This is a genomic window from Leisingera aquimarina DSM 24565 (assembly GCF_000473165.1).
GTDB lineage: Bacteria > Pseudomonadota > Alphaproteobacteria > Rhodobacterales > Rhodobacteraceae > Leisingera > Leisingera aquimarina.
Genome location: NZ_KI421504.1, coordinates 1,022,501 through 1,038,061 on the forward strand (window position 1 = coordinate 1,022,501; position 15,561 = coordinate 1,038,061).

Sequence of the window (15,561 nt, forward strand, 5' to 3'; positions counted from 1 at the left end):
GACATGAGTAGCGACAAAGAGTGTGAGAGACACTCTCGCCGAAAGTCCAAGGGTTCCTGCTTAAAGCTAATCTGAGCAGGGTAAGCCGGCCCCTAAGCCGAGGCCGAAAGGCGTAGGCGATGGGAACCACGTTAATATTCGTGGGCCAGGAGGATGTGACGGATTGTGAAGGTAGTTCATCCTTATCGGATTGAATGGGCTGCTGATCAGTCCCTGGAAATAGCCCTCCATCAGACCGTACCCTAAACCGACACAGGTGGACTGGTAGAGAATACCAAGGCGCTTGAGAGAACGATGTTGAAGGAACTCGGCAAAATACCTCCGTAAGTTCGCGAGAAGGAGGCCCGGGTCCTACGCAAGTGGAATCCGGGGGCACAAACCAGGGGGTGGCGACTGTTTATTAAAAACACAGGGCTCTGCGAAGCCGTAAGGCGACGTATAGGGTCTGACGCCTGCCCGGTGCCTGAAGGTTAAAAGGAGGGGTGAGAGCTCCGAATTGAAGCCCAGGTAAACGGCGGCCGTAACTATAACGGTCCTAAGGTAGCGAAATTCCTTGTCGGGTAAGTTCCGACCTGCACGAATGGCGTAACGACTTCCCCGCTGTCTCCAACATCGACTCAGCGAAATTGAATTGCCTGTCAAGATGCAGGCTTCCCGCGGTTAGACGGAAAGACCCCGTGCACCTTTACTACAGCTTCGCACTGGCATCAGGATTGTGATGTGCAGGATAGGTGGTAGGCATCGAAACCGTGACGCAAGTCGCGGTGGAGCCTCCCTTGAGATACCACCCTTCGCACTCTTGATGTCTAACCGCGGTCCGTTATCCGGATCCGGGACCCTGCGTGGCGGGTAGTTTGACTGGGGCGGTCGCCTCCTAAAGAGTAACGGAGGCGCGCGAAGGTTGGCTCAGAGCGGTCGGAAATCGCTCGTTGAGTGCAATGGCAGAAGCCAGCCTGACTGCGAGACTGACAAGTCGAGCAGAGACGAAAGTCGGCCATAGTGATCCGGTGGTCCCGAGTGGAAGGGCCATCGCTCAACGGATAAAAGGTACGCCGGGGATAACAGGCTGATACTGCCCAAGAGTCCATATCGACGGCAGTGTTTGGCACCTCGATGTCGGCTCATCTCATCCTGGGGCTGGAGCAGGTCCCAAGGGTACGGCTGTTCGCCGTTTAAAGAGGTACGTGAGCTGGGTTTAGAACGTCGTGAGACAGTTCGGTCCCTATCTGCCGTGGGTGTAGGATACTTGAGAGGAGTTGCCCCTAGTACGAGAGGACCGGGGTGAACGAACCACTGGTGGACCTGTTGTTGCGCCAGCAGCAGTGCAGGGTAGCTATGTTCGGACAGGATAACCGCTGAAGGCATCTAAGCGGGAAGCCCCCCTCAAAACAAGGTATCCCTGAGGGCCGTGGAAGACCACCACGCCGATAGGCCGGAGATGTAAGTGCAGCAATGCATTCAGTTGACCGGTACTAATCGCCCGATAGGCTTGATTTGATCCAGTAACAGACAGTGTTACGGAAAACACCAAACAAGCAAACATCCCTTAATACTAACACTTGGACACGTTGATTGTGACCGGCGCCATTGCTTCGCAACAGCGCCGGAGTTGGATTTTTCTCGGTTTGGTGGCAAAAGCGCAAGTGAAACACCCGGTCCCTTCCCGAACCCGGAAGTTAAGCACTGCAGCGCCGATGGTACTTGGGCTCAAGCCCTGGGAGAGTAGGTCACCGCCAAACCTAGTAAAATCCAATATCTCTCAATACGATCTCAAATAAACCCTGACGCGGGATGGAGCAGCCAGGTAGCTCGTCAGGCTCATAACCTGAAGGTCGCAGGTTCAAATCCTGCTCCCGCAACCACCGTTTCCGACCAAGCCTCCGCAAAAAGCGGGGGCTTCTTCGATTCAGGGATCCCCAAAGCCATCAGACCAGCCAATTCCCCAACAAGTTCAAGCTGATGGCCGCCCGGCGCAGCACCGTCCGGAACCATCCGCACCTCTGAAATCAGAGCCCGCAGCGACGCCGTCGCCTCCCGACGCACTTCTGGAGCGTTCAGGGCGCCAGCAAGATCTTCGATAAGCTCCCGGTACCGCACCGAAAGGCTCGGGTGCAGCCGCAGGGCAGGGGGCTCCGGATTGTCCGCGATGACCGCCTCCAACTTGCCGTTTGGGCCGGTTTGCTCGGGGGCGGGGAGCTGAGGCAGACGCTCTTGCGGCCTGACCTGCGGTGTTCGCCCTGCGGGCAAAATATTTCCAGGAGGGAGTTATCCGGATTTTGGACCAGCCGGAGCCTGCGCCGCTGGAGTTTGCACATAAGCTTTGTGCAAACCTCGCGGCGGGGCCGCTTGATTGGCGGGCGCACCTAATGGTCCAGGACCGGCTCTGAACCATGTTTGCGCGGCACGTCACGAAGCCAGCACTTGATGGCTTCGCCGTCAAACTCCCTTTTGTGTTTGATGATCTTATCGGTAGAGTTCAGCATTGTGATTGCCTCGTTTTGCGGTTGGGTTTGCACCACCATCAAAACGGCCAGCCATCATCTCCTTCAAGAGATGCGCTGCCCCCAGTTCAGCGTGCTGAGAAGGGGGCGGTGTCAGATCACATCGAGACTAATTCATGTTATACGCCCTTGTCGGGATCACCGCAGTTTTTGTATTCTAGCGCATCTACTTGTCTCGCTGGGTAGGAGAAGTATCTGAATGAAGTCATCGTCTCGCAAGAAAGCCGTCCGATCAAACCCGAAATATCACCTGCTTGCATCCTGGTGGGCGCGTCACCTTCTTGTGATAGCAATTGGTGTGGCCGGCACATGGCTGTTCTTGTACAGCCGGATCGAATGGTCCCCAATGCACCGCTGGAACAGGGCTGTTGGCGATATGTCGATCATTCTGGTGGCAGCGGCGATGTCGCTTGGTCCTTTGTCACGTATCTGGCGCAGCACTGCAACGCTGCTACCATTCCGGCGCGAATTGGGTATATATGCGGTCTTGCTGGCATTTTTACACGCCACAATCATCTTGATCGGTTGGGTAAACTTGGATCTCATGCGCCTTGTCGGCTTTGAATTTCATCCGGGACTGCAAAAATACGTGATGGTGCAGCACGGGTTTGCGATTGCCAATCTGATCGGTGTCCTTGCGTTGCTTTACGGGCTGATCCTGGCTGCTACATCGAACGACCGCAGTCTTCGTTGGCTGGGAAATTCGGTTTGGAAATTCGTCCAGCGGGGAACTTACGTGCTGTGGTGGTTGTCGGTCGTACATACCGGCTATTTTCTGTACCTCCACTTTCTCGATTTTCATCGAGCCATTCCCGAGCCGAACTGGTTCCAATGGCCTTTTGTCGGTTTGGTCGGGGCTGTACTGACCTTTCAGTTCGTCGCATCGTCTGCAACCTTGTACAAAGTGCGCCGACGCGAGTCGGCGGCATCTTAGGATCCAGCGACAGGTGCCAGCATGACTTCGACAAATCCCTGCGGGTTGGAATCGACGGTCTGGTAAGTCCCTGTCACAGCGATCTCGCGCCCGACCTCGTCATTCATGGCGCGGTCGTACTACCCTGCTGGAATGATCCAGGTCAGTGCGGCGACGATGACGATCAATGCAAAAAGGATCGTATAGGCGGTGGGAAACCATGAGGCCATTCCGTCGCTTTGTGGTTCTGTGATAGGGGTCTTGTCACTCATGGTCTCTCTCCCATTTGGTTATTGCGTTGCGCCGCGCGACTGCGCGAAGTGCGGAAAAAGGTGGGAACGCGGGCTGCATAGGTGTCGAACGTGGCCCGGGTTTCCCGTTCTTCCGCGCGGGCCAGCCGCACATACATCCAGATCAACACCGGATACATCGCGAGAGTCAGCAGGGTGGGCCATTGAAAGAGAAAGCCCGTCAGGACCAGAACGAAGCCCACATATTGCGGATGGCGAACTTTCGCGTAGGGACCGCTGGTCGCTAGTGTCCCGCTGCGTTGAGCCTGATAGAGCACCCTCCATGCGGCGGAGATCATCCAGAAGCCCAGCCCGATCAGTACGAAACTGATCATATGGAAAGGGCCGAAATGCGGGTTGGCCTGCCAGCCGAACAGCATTTCCGGCAGGTGACCTGCATCATGCGAAAACCAGTCGACGCCAGGATATGTCGTCTGCAGCCAGCCAGACAGCAGATAGATGGTGAGCGGAAAGCCATACATTTCCGAGAAACGCGCCACGAGAAACGGGCTGAAGGCTCCGAAGCTCCGCCAATCCCATGGCGTCTGCGGTTTAAAGAAGCTGAAGGCGAACATGATGAAAATGGCCGCGTTTAGAAGGGCAAAAACCCAAAGCCCATAGGCGGATGCATCGGTCATGACTTGTCATCGCCTCCGTGACCGCCATGCATGAACAGGTGCATGACGCCGCAGCCCAAGAGCAACAGCACCAGAAAACCGTTTCCAGCAAAGATGTGAACGCGATGTTCAAAGCCCAAGAGCAGGGCCGCGATTGCCAGCGCGATAATCAAGCTCACACCGAAACGTGACTTCCAGAAGGGCTGATGCGGTTCGGATTGCGACAAAGACGATCTCGTTGATCACGCCGGTCTCACAGTTTTCGAATTGGCCTTTTCGAATGGCGCGGAAAGTTGCGATGCCGGCGAGCGCGGCCTTCGCTCCGGCCAGCGTCTGGAAACCGCGCATGGGCCGCAATCGCTGCTTCAGCACAGCATGATCGCTCTCGATCCGATTGTTTAAATACTTGGGTCAATGTGCCGGATCATATCTACTGGCCCGAGGCGGTCGTTGATCCCGCCGATCACCTTGGCATAGCTGTGCGCCCTGTCGGTGATGATCGTAAGCGGCTGATACTGCCGCACAGTGTCTCGCGCCTGGTGCAGAAACGCCCCTGCTGCCTTAGCATCCCGCCGCGCCGTCGGGCGGAAGTCGATCAGCTGGTCGAACTGGTCCACGGCCCTCCACAGGTAGCGCCAGCGTCCGCCAACGCGAATGTAGGTCTCATCAGCATGCCACTGCGGCCCGCGCGAGGAGCGATGCCGGGCTTGGGCCCGCTTCTGAATCTCGGGTCTGAACTTTCGCACCCAGCGATGGATCGTCGAAGCATCGACAGTAACGCCACGCTCGGCCAGCATGTCCCGCACGTCCCGGAACGACAGCGGGTACGGCCTCGGCCCGGTCGTCTCGCAGCTTGGCCTTCACCCGCCGCTTGGGCGTCTTGTTCCGCAATTGCATGCCCATCTTCCTGTAAATGCGATAAATCTTCTTCGCATTTATTTCCCACCCCTCACGGCGCAGAAGCACATGCACGCGCCGATAACCGAAGCGCACACGGGTCTGGCAAATTTCTCGGATCCGCTGTTCCAAAGCGGCCTGCCCGGGCCGGAGGGATTTGTAGCGACAGGTTCTGGGATCGAACCGGATCACCTCGCAGGCCCGGCGGATCGACACCTGCCAATCCGCCCGCATCCTGTCGACCAGCGTCCTTTTCCGGGCAGGCCTCAAAGCTTTCGTTTAATGACGTCCTGCAGCATCTCCTTGTCCAGAGCGAGGTCTGCAACGATCTTTTTCAGTCGCGCATTCTCCTGCTCGAGCTCCCTCAGCCGCTTCATTTCGGACGGCATCAGACCGGCTTATTTTTCTTCCAGTTGAAGAAGGCCCCCGTGCTGACGCCGGCCTTCCGGCAGGCTTCCGCGACAGTCGTGCCGCCCTCTGCCTGTTTGATGATGAACGCCTTCTGCGCGTCCGTGAACTTCGATGCCTTCATGCGATTCCGCTCCTCTCCCAGCCTGGGGTTCTTCGCGGAAGACTCTAACAAGCTTCGAGGATGTTTTCGGGGATCACATCATGAGCCCCTGGATCAGCACACAGTAAATTGCAGCTTACGTCAGTGTCCGAATTTCGGGGAGTAGCTCACTGATCCGGGTGCGCCGAGGTAAAAGCCGGGTGCGCCGCGCAGGCTGCCTCCACCGCACAGATCCGGGGCATATCTTTGAATTCTGCTTCCCAGCGGCGGGCATTGTAGAGCTGTGGCACAAGGCAGATATCGGCAAGCCCTGGTGTTTCGCCGGTGCAGAACGGGGCTTGATCAAAGCCGGCCAGCAGCGTCTCGAAGGCTTCCAGGCCGGGATGGATAAAATGCTGCATCCATGCTTTGGGCATGTCCGCCTCGCGGCTGCTGAGCCGGGTTGCATGTTTGGCCACCTGCAAATTGCAGACTGGGTGCACATCAACCGCAACAGAATAAGCCAGCGCCCGTGCCCTGGCGCGCAGGCCAGGGTCTTTGGGCAGCAATCCGAGGCTCCGGGTTTCATCCAGGTAATCGAGGATTGCAAGCGACTGGGTCAGACGCAGGCCGTCGATCTCAAGCACCGGCACAAAGCCCTGGGGGTTGCGGGCCAGGTGCTCCGGGCTTCTGTGCTCGCCCTTGACCAGATCAACCGGGATCGAGGTGTATTCGATCCCTGCCAGGTTCAGCGCGATGCGCAGCCGGTAGCTCGCCGATGAGCGCCAGTAGTCATAAAGAATCGTGCTGCCCATCGGCGTCCTCCGGTGCTGAGAAGGCAGCCCGCCGGGCTGCCTCGTCGGCCTGTGCCAATCAGGCCTTGTTCAATTCCTTGGCGTGCAGCCACTCGGCATGCTTGGGGGCCTTCTTGGTCTTGGACCATTCTTCCAGCATCTCCCATTTCACCGAGTCCAGCTTCTGCAGAAACGCCTCTTCCTCAGGATCCGGACAGGCCAGCTCCACCCGGTGGCCGTTCGGATCGAAGAAGTAGATCGAGTGGAAGATCGAGTGGTCAGTGACGCCCAGAACTTCGACGCCGTTGGCCTCAAGATGCTCCTTGAACTGGATCAGGGTCTCGCGGTCCTTCACCTTGAAGGCGATGTGCTGCACCCAGACCGGCGTGTTGCGGTCGCGGTCCATCTCCGGCTTGGTTGGCAGCTCGAAGAAGGCCAGGACGTTGCCGTTGCCTGCATCCATGAAGATATGCATGTAGGGATCGGGTTCATGCGTCGACGGAACATGGTCCTCGGCAATTGCCAGGACAAAGTCCATGTTCAGCATCTTGTTATACCACTCCACCGTCTGCTTGGCGTCCTTGCAGCGGTAGGCGACGTGGTGGATCTTTTCGATTTTCAATCGGAGTCCTCCCCGGTTTTCAGCGCGGCAGCAGCCAGCGCCTGTTTCAGGATCGCGCGTTTTCCAATGTGATTTGCCAGCACAAGCACCAGACGCGCATTCAGCGCATCGCTCTCGGCCTTGCTCAGGTCCTCATGCGCGGCCAGCAGATCGGCATAGAAATCGTCGGCGCGCTCGAGGTTGGCGGTCAGGATCAGTTGGTCTTCGGTCATCTTGATCACTCCTTGCCGATGGCCCGGCGGATGGCGTGCCGGAACTGGTTTTCGTCAAAGCTGGGGCGGCGGGCAGCAACATGCTGGTCCGGGCGGATCAGGTAGACACCGCTTTCTGCACTGCCAAGATAGCGGTCCTTCAGTGCCAGTGTCTTGTCGTCCTTGACCGACAGCGCCAGCCGGGCTACTTCGATGCCTTCCTCCTCGATCACGTCGGGGGCATCGGCGTCGATGGTCAGCAGCACGAACTTGTCTCCAAGCTGGTCCAGCAGGAACCCGTCGCCCAGCGGGACGTCAGGGCAGGGGGAGCCTGGGCGGGTGCGTTCGGGCCCGTTCAGTGCATCTGCGGAGTTCAGCGGCGAGCCGTCATAGGTGCAGGGCACCGACAGGCGGCCAGAGTTCACCAAGGGGCGTGCGAATTCATACTGTTCGGACAGGTCCAGAACCGCATCGCGCAGCACCCGGCTCATCTCTGACTTCGGCGTTATGAAATCGGTGGAGCGGGAAGAGTTCAGGATGTTCTCATCCGCGCCGTGAATGCGCTCGATGTCATAGCTGTCGAGCAGGCTCTCCGGTGCCTTGCCGTCCATCACCAGCTGCAGCTTCCAGCACAGGTTGTCTGTGTCCTGCAGGCCGGAGTTGGCGCCGCGGGCGCCGAAGGGGGACACCTGATGCGCGGCGTCGCCGGCAAACAGCACCCGGCCATGGCGGAACTGCTCCATGCGGCGGCACTGGAAGGTGTAGATCGAGACCCATTCCAGCTCGAACTTCACATCCTTGCCCAGCATTTCCTGCAGCCGCGGGATCACGTTTTCGGGGCGTTTCTCGCGTTCCTTGTCGATGTCCCAGCCGAGCTGCAGATCAATCCGCCACACACCGTCCGGCTGCTTGTGCAGCAGTGCCGACTGGCCCTTGTTGAAAGGCGGGTCGAACCAGAACCAGCGTTCGGTCGGGAAATCCGCCTCCATGATCACGTCAGCAATCAGGAAATTGTCCTCGAACACCCGGCCCACGAAATCCAGCCCCAGCATCTGCCGGGTGGGGGAGCCGGCGCCATCACAAGCAATCAGCCAGTCGGCTTCCAGGTTGTACGAACCTTCTGGCGTGTCGATATCCAGCACCACATGGCCGGGATGGGTACCGATGGCCGACACCTTGTTGCGGCCGCGGATTTCGATCGGCGCGCCCTGCTGCTGCAGCTCGCGGACCCGGTTCACCAGGTATTCCTCGAAGTAATACTGCTGCAGATTGATGAAAGCAGGGCGCTTGTGGCCTTCTTCCGGCAGCAGGTTGAAGTCGTAAACCTGACGGTCGTCAAAGAACACCTTGCCGGTGTCCCATTGGACGCCCTTGTCCACCATCGGCTGGCCGCAGCCGAGCCGGTCGAGGATTTCCAGCGGCCGCTTAGCAAAGCAGATCGCGCGGGAGCCGAAGCTCACCTTGTCGTTGTCGTCCAGCACCACCACTTCGGTGCCCTGCTGCGCCAGGTCGATGGCGGCGGCCAGGCCGATGGGGCCGGCCCCGATCACCACCACCTTGCGGCGCACGGGTGTTGCGGCGTCTTCGTCCGCGTGGCGCTCATAAGGGTACAAAGGGACTTCAAAGATCTTGTTCATCAGGTCTCCTCCCAAATTTCTGGTGCCGTCAGGCACAGCTTCACCGTTTCCCGGCATGGGCACGCCGGGAGGATGGTCTAGCGTCTCACAGGTTCTGCCGGGGCGATACGATCTGGATCAAAGCGCCCCGGTTGCAAATTCTGGCCGGGGTTCAGCCCTGCAGGGCCTCCCACATCTCCAGATCGCGCTGAGCGGTCCAGATGCGCGGGGTGTCGATGCCACGGGCCTCGTCATAGGCGCGGGCAACATTGAACGGCAGGCAGTGCTCGTAGATCGCGTAGTCTGCAAACTTCGGATCGCACGCTGCGCGCACGGCGTCCCAAGCCTCCTTCAGAGTACCGTTGCGGGCCGCCACCTTGGCGGCGGGGCGGTAAGTGCTCTCGACGAAGTCACGGGTGTTTTCGATGGCCGCGTTGACCATTTCCTTGCCCACCAGCGCATCGCCGCGGCCCGGTGCAATGGCGTCCACATCAAAGGCTGCAATGTTGTCGAGCGTATCGCCCCAGTCGCTGAAATGCCCGTCGCCGCAATAGCAGGCCGAGTGGTATTCCACGATGTCGCCGGTAAACATCACGTTCTGATCCGGCACATGAATGACGATGTCGCCGGCGGTATGGGCACGGCCCAGGTGCATGAGGTCCACCCGGCGGTTGCCGAGATAGATCGTCATATCTTCGGAAAAAGTCGTGGTCGGCCAGGTCAGGCCCGGAATGCTCTCGTGGCCTTCGAACAGGCGCGGGAACCGCTGGAACTCGCTGTCCCAGTCCTCTTGGCCGCGCTCCACCACCATGGCGCGGGCTGCATCGCCCATGATGATCTGCTGCGCGCCAAAGGCAGAGGCGCCCAGCACGCGGACGGCATGGTAGTGGGTCAGCGCCACATGGGTGATCGGCTTGTCGGTCACCGAGCGCACACATTCGATTACCTTGTTTGCCAGCCGCGGGGTTGCCTGTGCCTCGACGATCATTACGGAGTCATCGCCGATGATGACGCCTGAGTTCGGATCGCCCTCGGCGGTAAAGGCATACAGCCCCTCGCCGATCTCATCAAAAGTGATCTTCTTTTCGGTCAGGTCCCCTTGGGACGCGAATGCCTTGGCCATATGTCTGTCCTTTCAGCGGTGCGCCAGAGGCTGCTGTGGGAGCCTCCGGCGGGGATATTTTTAGCCAGAAGAAAAGCGGAGCTTATCTTTTGAACGGGTCGTCAAGTGCGGGCAGGACGGTGCCGGTGCAGTCGCCGAACCCGATGGAGTAACCCTTGCCTTTGGCCGCGCCCTTCAAGGTCAGCGTGTCGCCGTCCGCGATGAAGGAGCGCTCCTCACCGGTGTCCAGCGTCAGCGGCTCTTTGCCGCCCCAGCTGAGCTCAAGAAGCGATCCACGGCTTTCCTTGGTTGGGCCGGAAATGGTGCCGGACCCCAAGAGGTCGCCTGCATTCATCGGGCAGCCCGAGGTGGTGTGATGCGCCAGCTGCTGCGCGGCGGAGTAGTACATTTCCTTGTAGTTGGTCCGCACGATGGTGGTCGCCTCTTTGCCTTCCGGCGCCATGGTGACCTCCAGGTCGATGTCATACAGCATCGGCCCGCAGTCTTTCAGGTGGTCCAGCAGCTCGACCTCACGTTCCGGCGTGTCGCAGCGGAACGGCTCCAGCGCCGCTTTGGTCACGATCCAGGGGCTGATCGAGTTGGCAGTCGCCTTGGCCTGAAACGGCCCCAGCGGCTGGTATTCCCAGGCCTGGATGTCGCGCGCCGACCAGTCGTTCAGCAGCACATAGCCGAAGATATTGTCGTCCGCTTCCTGCACGGTGATCGGGCCATCGGAAGGGGTGCCGACAATCGCGCCCATTTCCAGCTCAATATCGAACCTTGCGCAGGGCGCCCACCGCGGCTTGTCGTCATTCGGGCCTTTCAGCTGGCCCCAGGGGCGGCGCACATCCGTGCCGGAGACCACCACGGAAGACGCCCGCCCGTTATAGCCGATCGGGATATGCAGCCAGTTCGGCGGCAGCGCGTTTTCCGGGCCGCGGAACATGGTGCCGACGTTGAAGGCGTGGTTCTTGCCAGCGTAAAAGTCGGTGTATTCGCTGACGGCAAAGGGCATGTGCAGCTCGGCGTCCGCGGCGGGAACCAGCAGGGCTTCGACCTTTTCCTGTTCGGCTGCGCCGTCGGAAAGCAGCGCAGTCAGACGTTCGCGCAGTGCGGCCCAAACGGCCGGGCCTTCTTCCATCAGGTCGTTCCAGTAAGGCACGTCGAACAGCGGTGCATCGCTCAGCTGGACCAGCCCGGCCTCTTCAGCGGCCTGCATATCCAGGATCATATCGCCGATGGCCACACCGCAGCGCGGATCGTCGCCATCAACGGAAAACACGCCATAGGGCAGGTTGTTCAGCGGGAACGGGTGGGTCGCATCATTGGCCGAGGCCACCCAGGAATTCAGCAGAGGCATTGTGTCTCCAGTTTCCGGATCCGAAGATCCTTTTCTTTTTTGCCGGTCAGGCCCAGAGGGGGCAGCGCCCCCTGACCATTTTCATTTCAGGCCGGGCGTGCCGTCGAATTTCTTCTCGATGTCGCTCCAGCAGTCAATGTAGTCATCCTGCAGTGGCGCATCCTTGGCTGCAAATGCGGTCAGATGCTGCGGGAAGCGGGTCTCGAACATGAAAGACATGGTGTTCTCCAGTTTCTCCGGGCCGAGGTTGGAGTTCGATGCGCCCTCAAAGGCGTTCTTGTCTGGCCCATGCGGCAGCATCATGTTGTGAAGACTCATGCCGCCCGGCACAAAACCCTGCGGCTTGGCGTCATACTGGCCGTAGATATTGCCCATCAGCTCCGACATGATGTTCTTGTGGTACCACGGTGGACGGAAGGTGTTTTCGGCCACCATCCAGCGCTCGCGGAACAGCACAAAGTCGATGTTGGCGGTGCCCGGCACACCCGACGGTGCGGTTAGCACGGTAAAGATCGACGGGTCCGGGTGGTCGAACAGGATCGCCCCCACCGGGCAATAGGTGGTGAGGTCGTATTTGTAGGGCGCGTAGTTGCCGTGCCAGGCGACCACATCCAGCGGCGAGTGGCCGATCTTGGTCTCATGGAACTGGCCGCACCACTTGATGGTCACGGTCGACGGGGTTTCCAGATCCTCAAACGCCGCCACCGGTGCCTTGAAGTCGCGCGGGTTGGCCATGCAGTTGGCGCCGATCGGGCCGCGGCCCGGCAGTTCGAACTTCTGGCCGTAGTTTTCACAGACAAATCCGCGGCAGGGCCCTTCCAGCACCTCGACCCGGTACACCAGACCGCGCGGGATGATGGCAATCTCCTGCGGTGCCAGGTCGATGATGCCCAGCTCGGTTGCAAACCTCAGGCGGCCCTCCTGCGGCACTACCAGCAGTTCGGAATCGGCAGAGAAGAAATAGCTGTCCACCATCGACTCGGTGACCAGATAGATGTGGCTGGCCATCCCGACCTGGGTGTTCACGTCGCCTGCGGTGGTCATGGTGCGCATGCCGGTGAGCCAGGTGAGGCTCTCGTCCGAATGCGGCACCGGGTCCCAGCGGTATTGGCCCAGCGAGATCACGTCGGGATCAACGCAGGGGGCGGATCTCCAATGCGGCAGGTCGATCTTCCCGTAGCGGTGCGAGTGCTTGACCGACGGGCGGATGCGGTAGCACCAGGTCCGCTCCGGCGGATCGGCGGTAAAGGCGGTGCCGCTCAGCTGTTCGCCGTAAAGGCCATAGTTGCACTTTTGCGGGCTGTTCATGCCTTGCGGCAGCGCACCGGGCAGCGCCTCACTTTCAAAGTCATTGGCAAAGCCGGGCATGTAGCCCTCGTGCGGCCCCTGAAGAGAGGGGGCCTGGATCATTTCATGGGGATCGGCGGGCCGATTCATCGCGCGTTTCTCCTGTTGCTGCTTGCGGAATATTAGTTGTTTTTGTAACTAACAAGGGAAAGGGGCGCAAAATGGACGAAAAAGATGAATTCGCTTTGCAGGATTTCCTGCCGTATCTGCTGAACCGCGCGGCAGAGGAAAGCTCGCTGGGGTTCCAGAAACACTACAAGAACCGTTACGGAATGCTGCGCACCGAATGGCGGGTGCTGTTCCATCTGGGCAATTACGGCCAGATGACCGCCAAAGAAATCGGCACGCGGGCCAAGATCCACAAGACCAAAATCAGCCGCGCCGTGGCCAAGCTGGCGGAGAAGCGGTTCGTGACCCGCACCCGTGATGAAAGCGACCGCCGGGCGGAACATTTGGCGCTGACTGCCGCCGGAGAGGCCGCCTATATGGATCTCCGCGAACATGCGTTGCAGTTCGACACCGGCATCTGCGCCCGGTTCACCACCGGCGAGGTTGCAATTTTGCGGTATATGCTGCGCAATTTAGCAGGGATAAACCCATAGACAACGGCGGCTGGAATACCCAAATAGAGCGACGGTATTGAAGGTGAACACATGATACAGATTGATGTCAATTCCGGACCGTTGATCGCCTGGCTGATGGAGCAGGGGCTTCAAGGCGCGCAGCAGCAGGATCTTTTGCAGGGATATTGTCAGCGTCTGGTCGATGCCGGAGTGCCGCTGTGGCGGTTCCATCTGGCACAACGTGCCTTCCACCCGAAATTTGGCGGTCTCGGTTTCAATTGGACCCGCACCGATGGCATCAGCCACGAGCATTACGAATACCGCGAGTCCCCGCGCGAGGAATGGCTGCGCAGCCCGTTCTTCCACATTCTGGAGCACAATCTGGAAGAATTCCGGGAAAGGATCGAAGACAGCGCTCCGGCAGAATTTCCGCTGCTGCCTGAATTGCGGGAGCGCGGGGCGACCGATTACTTTGCCAAAGGCGTGCGGTTTGCGCCGCCGGAAGCAGGTCCGAATGATCCGCGCCATCCACAGGAGGGCATGCTGGTTTCCTGGGCATCGGACCGGCCCGGCGGATTCAGCAGCCGCGAGCTGGATCTGATCCGTACCACGCTGCCGCATCTGGGGCTGGCGCTGAAATCCTCTTCCAACCGGCAGATGGCCAGTGATCTTTTGCAGGTCTATCTGGGCCGAGATGCGGGCCGTCGGGTTTTGTCAGGCGAAATTCAACGCGGCTCCTCGCAGCAGATCGATGCTGTGCTCTGCCTGTTTGATCTCAAGGGGTTTACCCAGCTGGCGGAACGGCTGCCGGGCACGGAACTGATCGAGATGCTGAACGGCTATTTCGGTCTGGCGGTGGAAACCATCCAGGCGCATGGCGGCAACATCCTGAAGTTCATGGGCGACGGCATGCTGACCATGTTCAACCTTGGCAGTATCGAGGAGGACGCGCACGCAGCCCTGGCGGCTGCTAACGAACTGTGCGGCAAAGTGCGCGCCTTCAACTCCGAACGCGAAGAACAGGGTCTACCCACCGCGGGTTTTACCCTGGCGCTGCACGCGGGTGATATCCTGTATGGCAATATCGGGGCAGAGAACCGGCTGGATTTTACTGTGATCGGCCAAGCGGTGAACCAGACAGCCCGGATTGCAGGAATGCACCGCTCTGTCGGTCAGAGCATCATTATGTCCGAGGATGTGAAAACCGCGGCCAGGGGCACCAATCATGACCTGGTGTCCCTGGGCCGCTACATGCTGCGCGGCGTGGCAGAGCCGATTGAGCTTTACACCATTTACCGCGGCAATTGCGGCTGCGATGGCTAAGCAGCCGCCGGGGGCGGATCAGATACTGATCTCGACCCCCGGCAGGTTCACTTCCTTCATCATGTCGCGCAGTTCTTGCCGGGCGGCAATGTTGGAAATATTCAGCTGCTTGACGCCGATGTCTTTGAGGTCCAGCAGCGTCAGCCCGCGCGGGAACAGCTCGCGGAAGATCACCCGCTCGGAAAAGCCCGGCGCCACACGGAAGCCGATCCGCTTGGACAGCATATTGATGGCGCGCTCCATCTTTTCCTTGTTGACCATGCGCTGGGTGCCGACCCGGTTGCGGATCACGATCCAGTCGATCGGCTTCAGCCCGGCCTGCGCGCGCAACTGGCGGGCGTTCCAGACCATTTCCGAGTAGACGGACGGCCCGGTGATCGATTCACCCTTCTGATCCACATGCGCGAGCAGGTCGAAATCGACAAAGCTGTCATTCAAGGGCGTGATGAGCGTGTCAGCCAGCGAATGCGCCACCTGGCTGAGACGCGTATGCGAGCCGGGGCAGTCGATCAGGATGAAATCATGGCCCGGCTCCAGCGCCGAAACCGCAGCCGACAGCCGGTGGTCATAGATGTTCTCGCCCGGTTGCAGGCTATCGGGGTCAATCTCCGGCAGTTCGTGCATCTCCACCATCGGCAGATCCAGCCCTGCCTTGGTGCAGAAATCCTTGCGGTTTTCCAGGTACCGCCCCATCGAGCGTTGCCGCAGGTCCAGATCCAGCGCCGCCACCTTATGGCCCAGCCGGGCCAGGGTGGTGGCAACATGCATGGACACAGTGGATTTGCCCGCGCCGCCCTTCTCGTTGCCGACGACAATGATATGCGCCATGTACAGGTCCCTTCGCTCGTGCCTTTGGCACGTTTTTGTCTTTGCGCCCCTGTATAGGCTCTGGATTCGGTCAAGAAAAGCGGTCTGCGCGGGCTGGTAAACTTAGT

16 protein-coding genes, 1 tRNA gene, 2 rRNA genes and 1 pseudogene (1 of these 20 running past the window's edge) are annotated in these 15,561 nt (G+C 59.6%); 6 read left to right on the top strand and 14 right to left on the bottom strand.

Annotation, left to right across the window (positions count from 1 at the left end; translation table 11 throughout):
• From AQUI_RS0108975 to AQUI_RS27520, 4 genes are all read left to right on the top strand, one after another.
• Positions 1 to 1,497: ribosomal RNA gene (locus AQUI_RS0108975) — 23S ribosomal RNA — on the top strand; it begins 1,334 nt to the left of the window's first position.
• 127 nt (positions 1,498 to 1,624) lie between these two features.
• A 5S ribosomal RNA gene (rrf, locus tag AQUI_RS0108980) occupies positions 1,625 to 1,739 on the top strand.
• A gap of 46 nt (positions 1,740 to 1,785) precedes the next feature.
• Positions 1,786 to 1,862, top strand: a tRNA-Met gene (locus AQUI_RS0108985).
• A gap of 838 nt (positions 1,863 to 2,700) precedes the next feature.
• Entirely contained in the window at positions 2,701 to 3,435 is a 735-nt protein-coding gene (locus tag AQUI_RS27520; RefSeq protein ID WP_051371856.1) for a ferric reductase-like transmembrane domain-containing protein, read from the top strand.
• Between the two features lie 119 nt (positions 3,436 to 3,554).
• Here AQUI_RS27520 and AQUI_RS32220 read toward each other — a convergent pair whose 3' ends face one another.
• From AQUI_RS32220 to hmgA, 13 genes and pseudogenes are all read right to left on the bottom strand, one after another.
• Positions 3,555 to 3,686 carry a hypothetical protein gene (locus tag AQUI_RS32220; protein ID WP_281171998.1) on the bottom strand — a complete coding sequence of 44 codons (132 nt, stop codon included), beginning with the start codon at positions 3,684 to 3,686 and terminating at the stop codon, positions 3,555 to 3,557.
• The gene (locus AQUI_RS0109010; RefSeq protein ID WP_027257224.1) at positions 3,683 to 4,342 is read right to left on the bottom strand and encodes a methyltransferase family protein; all 660 of its coding nucleotides are present in this window, start codon (positions 4,340 to 4,342) and stop codon (positions 3,683 to 3,685) included. Before AQUI_RS0109010 ends, AQUI_RS32220 begins: the two co-directional genes overlap by 4 nt.
• Positions 4,339 to 4,500, bottom strand: a complete 162-nt coding sequence (locus AQUI_RS0109015) for a DUF2933 domain-containing protein (RefSeq protein ID WP_245596895.1) — start codon at positions 4,498 to 4,500, stop codon at positions 4,339 to 4,341. The genes AQUI_RS0109010 and AQUI_RS0109015 overlap by 4 nt, the downstream gene beginning before the upstream one ends.
• Positions 4,451 to 4,669 carry a hypothetical protein gene (locus tag AQUI_RS32225; protein ID WP_281171999.1) on the bottom strand — a complete coding sequence of 73 codons (219 nt, stop codon included), beginning with the start codon at positions 4,667 to 4,669 and terminating at the stop codon, positions 4,451 to 4,453. The genes AQUI_RS0109015 and AQUI_RS32225 overlap by 50 nt, the downstream gene beginning before the upstream one ends.
• 50 nt (positions 4,670 to 4,719) lie before the next feature.
• Entirely contained in the window at positions 4,720 to 5,118 is a 399-nt protein-coding gene (locus tag AQUI_RS32230) for an IS6 family transposase (protein WP_051371857.1), read from the bottom strand.
• A 28-nt stretch (positions 5,119 to 5,146) separates the two neighbouring features.
• Positions 5,147 to 5,750 (bottom strand): annotated as a pseudogene (locus AQUI_RS29860) (transposase); the annotation flags it as partial.
• Between the two features lie 146 nt (positions 5,751 to 5,896).
• The gene (gene maiA / locus AQUI_RS0109030; protein WP_027257226.1) at positions 5,897 to 6,523 is read right to left on the bottom strand and encodes a maleylacetoacetate isomerase; all 627 of its coding nucleotides are present in this window, start codon (positions 6,521 to 6,523) and stop codon (positions 5,897 to 5,899) included.
• Between the two features lie 58 nt (positions 6,524 to 6,581).
• Complete coding sequence (locus AQUI_RS0109035; protein ID WP_027257227.1) at positions 6,582 to 7,124, bottom strand: VOC family protein; 543 nt, start codon at positions 7,122 to 7,124, stop codon at positions 6,582 to 6,584.
• The gene (locus AQUI_RS0109040; protein WP_035920267.1) at positions 7,121 to 7,336 is read right to left on the bottom strand and encodes a DUF2783 domain-containing protein; all 216 of its coding nucleotides are present in this window, start codon (positions 7,334 to 7,336) and stop codon (positions 7,121 to 7,123) included. Before AQUI_RS0109040 ends, AQUI_RS0109035 begins: the two co-directional genes overlap by 4 nt.
• 5 nt (positions 7,337 to 7,341) lie before the next feature.
• Complete coding sequence (locus tag AQUI_RS0109045; protein WP_027257229.1) at positions 7,342 to 8,952, bottom strand: FAD-dependent oxidoreductase; 1,611 nt, start codon at positions 8,950 to 8,952, stop codon at positions 7,342 to 7,344.
• A 151-nt stretch (positions 8,953 to 9,103) separates the two neighbouring features.
• Entirely contained in the window at positions 9,104 to 10,054 is a 951-nt protein-coding gene (locus tag AQUI_RS0109050) for an MBL fold metallo-hydrolase (RefSeq protein WP_027257230.1), read from the bottom strand.
• Positions 10,055 to 10,136: 82 nt separating this feature from the next.
• Positions 10,137 to 11,393, bottom strand: coding sequence for a fumarylacetoacetase (gene fahA, locus AQUI_RS0109055; RefSeq protein ID WP_027257231.1), 1,257 nt, complete (start codon positions 11,391 to 11,393; stop codon positions 10,137 to 10,139).
• Positions 11,394 to 11,474: 81 nt separating this feature from the next.
• Positions 11,475 to 12,830, bottom strand: a complete 1,356-nt coding sequence (gene hmgA / locus AQUI_RS0109060) for a homogentisate 1,2-dioxygenase (RefSeq protein ID WP_027257232.1) — start codon at positions 12,828 to 12,830, stop codon at positions 11,475 to 11,477.
• 71 nt (positions 12,831 to 12,901) lie between these two features.
• Here hmgA and AQUI_RS0109065 point away from each other — a divergent pair, with 71 nt between their 5' ends.
• Together AQUI_RS0109065 and AQUI_RS0109070 are read left to right on the top strand one after the other, a co-directional pair.
• Positions 12,902 to 13,342, top strand: coding sequence for a MarR family winged helix-turn-helix transcriptional regulator (locus tag AQUI_RS0109065; RefSeq protein ID WP_027257233.1), 441 nt, complete (start codon positions 12,902 to 12,904; stop codon positions 13,340 to 13,342).
• A 51-nt stretch (positions 13,343 to 13,393) separates the two neighbouring features.
• Positions 13,394 to 14,626: an adenylate/guanylate cyclase domain-containing protein gene (locus AQUI_RS0109070; RefSeq protein WP_027257234.1), complete on the top strand. Its 1,233-nt coding sequence runs from the start codon at positions 13,394 to 13,396 to the stop codon at positions 14,624 to 14,626.
• An 18-nt stretch (positions 14,627 to 14,644) separates the two neighbouring features.
• Here the strand turns inward: AQUI_RS0109070 and AQUI_RS0109075 are convergent, their stop codons facing one another.
• A complete protein-coding gene (locus AQUI_RS0109075) occupies positions 14,645 to 15,454 on the bottom strand; it encodes a division plane positioning ATPase MipZ (RefSeq protein WP_027257235.1) in 810 nt (269 codons plus the stop codon).
• Between the last annotated feature and the right edge of the window lie 107 nt (positions 15,455 to 15,561).